Genomic DNA, 5,249 nt, shown 5'->3' with positions numbered 1-5,249 from the left:
GCATAGCAGCCAGCCTCCGCTCCCGGGGCTCCGGTGGGGCGCAAACAGGCCAGGGGCTTCGGGATGGGGTAGCCTTCCCACCATGGTGCGTAGCCCTCTTTTCGCGGCAATCCTCCTGGCCTTCACCGTCGGCTGTGCCTCGCAGCGCCTCTCCGGCGCGGATCTGGATCGGGTCCAACGGCCAGCCTTCATCTCCCGCATCGAGGATGGCGCGGGGCCCAAGAGCCTCGTGTTCCGCGAGGACGGCGCCTACTCCAGCAAGCTCAAGAAGCTGGAGGACAAGGAGGCGGACCGGCGGCTCACCGTGAAGCTGCAGCAGGCGGTGACGCGCTTCGAGCTGTCGGAGCGCCTGCGCGTCACCACCCTGTCCCGTCTCCCGGAGGAGGCCCCGTGGACGGACGCGGTGGATCCCGCCCGGGTCGCCACCTCGCTGGAGAGCTTCCTCGTGGAGGAGGTGCCCGCCAACGCCCCGGACTATGACTTGATGGCCCCGCTGGGCGCGGACACCATCGTGGAGTTCGTCATCCAGGACTTCGGCATGCGCAGCGAGGACGGGCACGCCGGGGCCTACCTCAAGGGTTACGGGCGGATGTTCCGGCTGGATGGCCGCTCGGAGCTGTGGCGCCGGCCGTTCGACATGGACGCGGTGGACCAGGGCGCGCCGCACCTGGACCCGTTCAAGGTCGGCAAGGAGCCGGAGCTGTTCCGCCTGGCGATGACCGCGCTCCTGGACAAGGTGGCGGACATGTTCGTGAAGGACCTGACGCCGACCAACCGCAAGGGCGCCGCCCCCACCGGTGACGCGACGCCGGACACCGTGCCCTCCGCCGTCACCCCGTCGGCCGCGCCTCCGCCGATTCCTGCCCCGCCCGAGCGCCAGCTTCCCCCGGGCGAGCTGCCGGATCCGGACGCCTGACGCTCAGGGAAAGAGGGCGTGCTCGGCCAGGAGCACGCCCAGCCCGACGACGAAGCTGATGAGGGTGACGGGCACCCCGACGCGCAGGTAGTCGACGAAGCCCATGCGCACCTTGCCGCGCGCGGCCTCGAAGACGATGAGGTTCGCCACGCTGCCGACGAGGGTGAGGTTGCCCGCGAGCGTGGAGCCCAGAGCGAGCACGTGCCACGCCAGCTCCGGTTGCTGCATGGCGGGCACCCACGCGCGGGCGAGCATCACGAAGGGCACGTTGCTGAAGAGGTTGGAGGCCACGAGCGTGAGGAACGCGAAGCCCAGCGTTTCGCGCCACGGAGGCCCGGCCATCAGCGGGGAGAACACCTGACGGATCTCCTCCGCCCAGCCCTCCTTGTTCACCCCGTGCACGACGACGAAGAGGCTGGCGAAGAAGAGCAGCAGCACCCAGTCCACGCGCTCCAGCGCCTCGCGCGATTCGTGTCCGGACAGGGACATCACCAGCACGCCGCCCGCGAGCGCGCTCCAGCTCATGGGCAGGCCCACGAAGAACGCCACCACCACTCCCAACAGGCTCCCGAGCGCCAGTGCGAGCAGCCTGCGGTCCACGTCGAGCGGGGGCGGGTGCGTGTCGAAGCGCGCGGTCGGCAGTTGCTTGCGGAACAGGTAGAGGAGCGCGACCGCGACGATGACGGTGGAGATCAGCGCGGGCAGGGCCATGTACCCGGCGAACCGCGCGTAGCCCAGACCGGACGCGCCTTGAATCAGCATGTTCTGCGGGTTGCCGGTGAAGGTGGCCACGGAGCCGCTGTTGCTGCCCATGCACACCGCGAGCAGGTACGGCACGGGGGGCAGGCGCGCGTCCTCCACCACCACGAGCACCAGCGGCGTGAGGAACAGGCACACGGTGTCGTTGACGAGGAACGCGGACAGCACGGCGCTGACGAACGTGACGGCCACCAGCAGCAGTCGGGGCGTGTGGGCGACCCGCAGGGCCTTTGCTCCGGCGGCGCGGAAGAAGTTCGCCTGCGCCAGGTACGCGGCCAGCAGCATCATCCCCAACAGCAGGACGAGGGTGTCCATGTCGATGGCCTGCTGGCCCCGGTCCGCGCTGTGGCCGAACACCTCCGCGGGCGTGACGACCCCGACGACGACCATCAGCGTGGCGCCCAGCAGCGCGCCTCCGGGACGGTCCAGTTTGACGAAGGGCAGCCGTGCCCCGGCGATGAAGATGTACGTGAAAAGGAAGATCGCGAGCGCCACGGGCGCGGGACACTAGGACGCGCCCATGAGGCAAGTCGAGGCTTGGAGTGGGCACGCCAGAAACGGAGCCCAGGGGGCTGCCTCGCCGCCTGCTGCTCGCCCAAACCTGTCCGACAGTTGGACAGGTTCGCGCGATGCGCCACCCCTAGGGGGCCTCATTCACCAAGACCTCCTTGGGGTGAATCCACACAATGCGCGGGGGAGCCGCTTCCGTGGACACCCCCGATGTCGCGGTGGAAACCTCAAAGGTTCTGAGGTGATGGACTTTTAAGGTTCATTACGCTCAGACTCACAGGGGCCCTGTCGCTCTTGCCCCTTGAGGAGTCATGCCCACCTCCACCACCGACGCGCCGGTGAGTACCCGGCCGGCACCGCGCCGGAACGCCTTCCCGCCCACGCCCGACAAGCCGAGGCCCCTCTTCACCGTGGATGGCATCCGCTATGAGGCCATCCGCGAGTTGATGCTGATGCAAACGGGGGAGCAGCTCCTGCTTGCCCGGCGCTACTCGGAGAAGGGCGATGCGCTCCCCGGTCTCTGCTTCGTCCGCAGGCTCGCCAACCCCTCCACCTTCATGCGCCGCACTCGGCTCGGGGAGGAGATTCAACTGGCCTTCCGCCTCCGCCATCCCGTCATCGCGCAGGTGTTCCACCGCAAGGTGCACCTCGATGCCCTGCACGTCGTCATGGAGTGCGTGGAGGGGCCTTCTCTGGAGACGCTGGTGAGCGCGGGCGTGGCGCGCGGCCGGCCTGTTTCGGAGGCCTTTGCCCTCTATGTCGGCGCGGAACTCGCAGAGGCACTGCACCACGCGCACACCCTGACCCGAGAGGACGGTCAGCCGCTGGGCATCATCCACCGCGACGTCAATCCCCGGCATGTCTACGTGGGGGCGCATGGCGAGGTGAAGTTGATGAACTTCGGCGCGGCCTACTCCCTGGTGATCGAGCGGGAGGAGTCGCCCGCGAGCCTCGTCCGGGGCGACGTGGCCTATGCCTCACCCGAATACCTGGAGCGGCAGCCGCTCACGCCTCGCTCCGATGTCTTCAGTCTGGGCGTGCTGCTGGTGGAGCTCTTCACCGGCAAGCACCCTTTCGATGTGGAGGACGTGCCGCGCAGGCCCCCGGGACTGGCCCCCCTGCATACGGAGATCACTCCCTCGCTGCCGCTGACGCAGATGCGGGTGTTGCTCGCGAGCTTCGGGCCCGAGGAGGTGGAAGCCGCCGTGGAGATGCTTTCTCCAGACGTGAAGGAACTCCTGCACGCGGCGCTCCGGGCCAACCCTGACGAGCGCTTCGCCACGGCGGAGGCCCTGCGCGATGTCATGCGGGTGGCCCTGGCGAGGCGACACCCGGGCTACGGGCGTCAGGAGGCCGCCGCGGAATGGGCCCGGGTGCTGGCCGAAGGCAGCGTGCTTCGCGACGCGGTGGAGTTCGGCGAGGGCGGCCTCTTTCAGGAGGGCCTGGAGGCGCACGAACTGGACGCGCTGGGAAGGAAGTAGCGCGGTCAGCGCGCCAGCGCGGAGGCGACATGGAGGAGGGCGTCCAGGTCCTCCTCCTCCAGCTTCTGGGCAAGGTGGAGGAGGCGTCGCAGCTTCGGCCCCTCTTCTTCCTGGGGCCGCTGGGCCTTTCGCCCACTGGCTTTCGGCGTCAGGCCCATCAACGTCTCGGGTGACACCCGCAGCTCCCGGCAGAGCCGGTAGAGGGAGGGGACGCTGGGCAGCATCTTGCCGCGCTCCAGTCGGCTGTAGACGGGGTGCACCAGCCCGATGCGTTCGGCGACTTCAGCCTGCGTCAGTCCCAGGTGCTCGCGGGCGGCGCGTGCCGCAGTGCCAATGGTAATGGCCAGTTCTTCATTCATGGAGGGTGTGCAGCGTAACCGAGAAGTCCGAACCCGGGCCGTCAGCGAGCCCGAAGGAAGGATGCCATGAGACCACCGCCCGCCATCTGGGCGCCTGGGGCCCAGGTGCTGGGCTACACGCTGGAGCGGCAGCTGGGGCAGGGCGGCTTCGGCACGGTGTACCTCGCGCGGTGTGAAGGACAGCCTTGCGCGGTGAAGCTGCTGCACCTGCCACGCGTGGGCGAGCGGGCGGAGCGCGAGGTCTCCATCCTCACCCGCCTGCACCACCCCAACGTGGTGAGGATTCTGGGACATGGCTACTGGCCGGTGGCGGAGCCGCACTTCGCCGTCATCGCCATGGAGTACGTGGACGGACGCCGGCTGGACGCGTGGGCGGAGGAGGAGAACCCCACCGCACGACAGGTGGCGGACGTGGTGCTGGGCGTGGCGCGGGCGCTCACCGCCACCCACGCGGATGGGGTCGTGCACCGGGACGTGAAGGAAGCCAACGTCATGGTGCGCACCTCGGATGGCCTGGCCAAGTTGGTGGACTTCGGCATCGGCGACTACGAGGGGGCGCGCTCCCTGACGCAGGACATCCTCCCGCCAGGGACGCCGGACTACCGCTCGCCGGAGGCTTGGAGGTTCCTGCGAAGCCACCGGGATGTACCGGGGGCCCGCTTCACGGCGGGCCCTTCGGACGACTTGTGGGCGCTGGGCCTGGTCCTCTACCGGTTGTTGACGGCACGCTTTCCCTTCGACGGTCCGGATGCCCACGCGTTGACGGAGGCCATCCTCACCCTTACGCCCACGCCGCCCCACGAAGCGAACGCCCGCGTGCCCCGGGCCCTGGGTGACGTGTGCCTGCGGCTGTTGGAGAAGACACCCGAGGCGCGCACGTCGAGCGCCCAGACCGTCTGTCAATCGCTGGAGGAGGCGCTGCGCGACGCGGATGCGACGTGGGAGGTGCCACTCTGCGATGCCTACGACGAGGACTCCGCGACGACTGAGGGCGGTGGAGACAGCTTCGAGAAATGGCGGAATCAGCCTCGGCACCGGCCGCGCCGGGGCAAGCGGGCTTCTCCGCGGAAATGGCCAGCGCCGGCCGAGAATGCGGCCCTGGCCGAGGTGGCCGAAGCACCTCTTCAAGGGACCACGGTTCGGGTGTCGCCGCGGATGGGCCGGCCCGCACGTTCCTGGGCGATGCTGGCCCTGGTGCTGGTCGCGATGGGGGCGGTGCTGGGG

5 protein-coding genes are annotated in these 5,249 nt (G+C 69.3%); 3 read left to right on the top strand and 2 right to left on the bottom strand.

Annotated features, from left to right (window positions below):
* The first annotated feature begins 82 nt into the window (after positions 1-82).
* Complete coding sequence (locus tag D7Y13_RS38135; RefSeq protein WP_199732927.1) at positions 83-916, top strand: hypothetical protein; 834 nt, start codon at positions 83-85, stop codon at positions 914-916.
* Positions 917-919: 3 nt separating this feature from the next.
* Here the strand turns inward: D7Y13_RS38135 and D7Y13_RS38130 are convergent, their stop codons facing one another.
* Positions 920-2,170 carry an ArsB/NhaD family transporter gene (locus D7Y13_RS38130; protein ID WP_120585475.1) on the bottom strand — a complete coding sequence of 417 codons (1,251 nt, stop codon included), beginning with the start codon at positions 2,168-2,170 and terminating at the stop codon, positions 920-922.
* 326 nt (positions 2,171-2,496) lie between these two features.
* Here D7Y13_RS38130 and D7Y13_RS38125 point away from each other — a divergent pair, with 326 nt between their 5' ends.
* Positions 2,497-3,666: a serine/threonine-protein kinase gene (locus tag D7Y13_RS38125; protein WP_120585476.1), complete on the top strand. Its 1,170-nt coding sequence runs from the start codon at positions 2,497-2,499 to the stop codon at positions 3,664-3,666.
* Between the two features lie 5 nt (positions 3,667-3,671).
* Here D7Y13_RS38125 and D7Y13_RS38120 read toward each other — a convergent pair whose 3' ends face one another.
* Positions 3,672-4,025 (bottom strand): helix-turn-helix domain-containing protein, encoded by a 354-nt coding sequence (locus D7Y13_RS38120; RefSeq protein ID WP_120538072.1) that lies wholly within the window; start codon positions 4,023-4,025, stop codon positions 3,672-3,674.
* 66 nt (positions 4,026-4,091) lie between these two features.
* Here D7Y13_RS38120 and D7Y13_RS38115 point away from each other — a divergent pair.
* A partial coding sequence (locus tag D7Y13_RS38115; protein WP_147446852.1) for a serine/threonine-protein kinase occupies positions 4,092-5,249 on the top strand: 1,158 nt, incomplete at its 3' end.

This window comes from Corallococcus praedator (assembly GCF_003612125.1).
Lineage (GTDB): Bacteria > Myxococcota > Myxococcia > Myxococcales > Myxococcaceae > Corallococcus > Corallococcus praedator.
The sequence above is the reverse complement of the archived record's forward strand: the minus strand, read 5'-3'. Positions and strand labels throughout refer to the sequence as shown.

What these genes read in the sequence shown, in the direction of transcription:
- D7Y13_RS38135 (WP_199732927.1), top strand. Translation starts at nt 83, where the DNA reads ATGGTGCGTAGCCCTCTTTTCGCGGCAATCCTCCTGGCCTTCACCGTC.
- D7Y13_RS38125 (WP_120585476.1), top strand. Translation starts at nt 2,497, where the DNA reads ATGCCCACCTCCACCACCGACGCGCCGGTGAGTACCCGGCCGGCACCG.
- D7Y13_RS38120 (WP_120538072.1), bottom strand. Translation starts at nt 4,025, where the DNA reads ATGAATGAAGAACTGGCCATTACCATTGGCACTGCGGCACGCGCCGCC.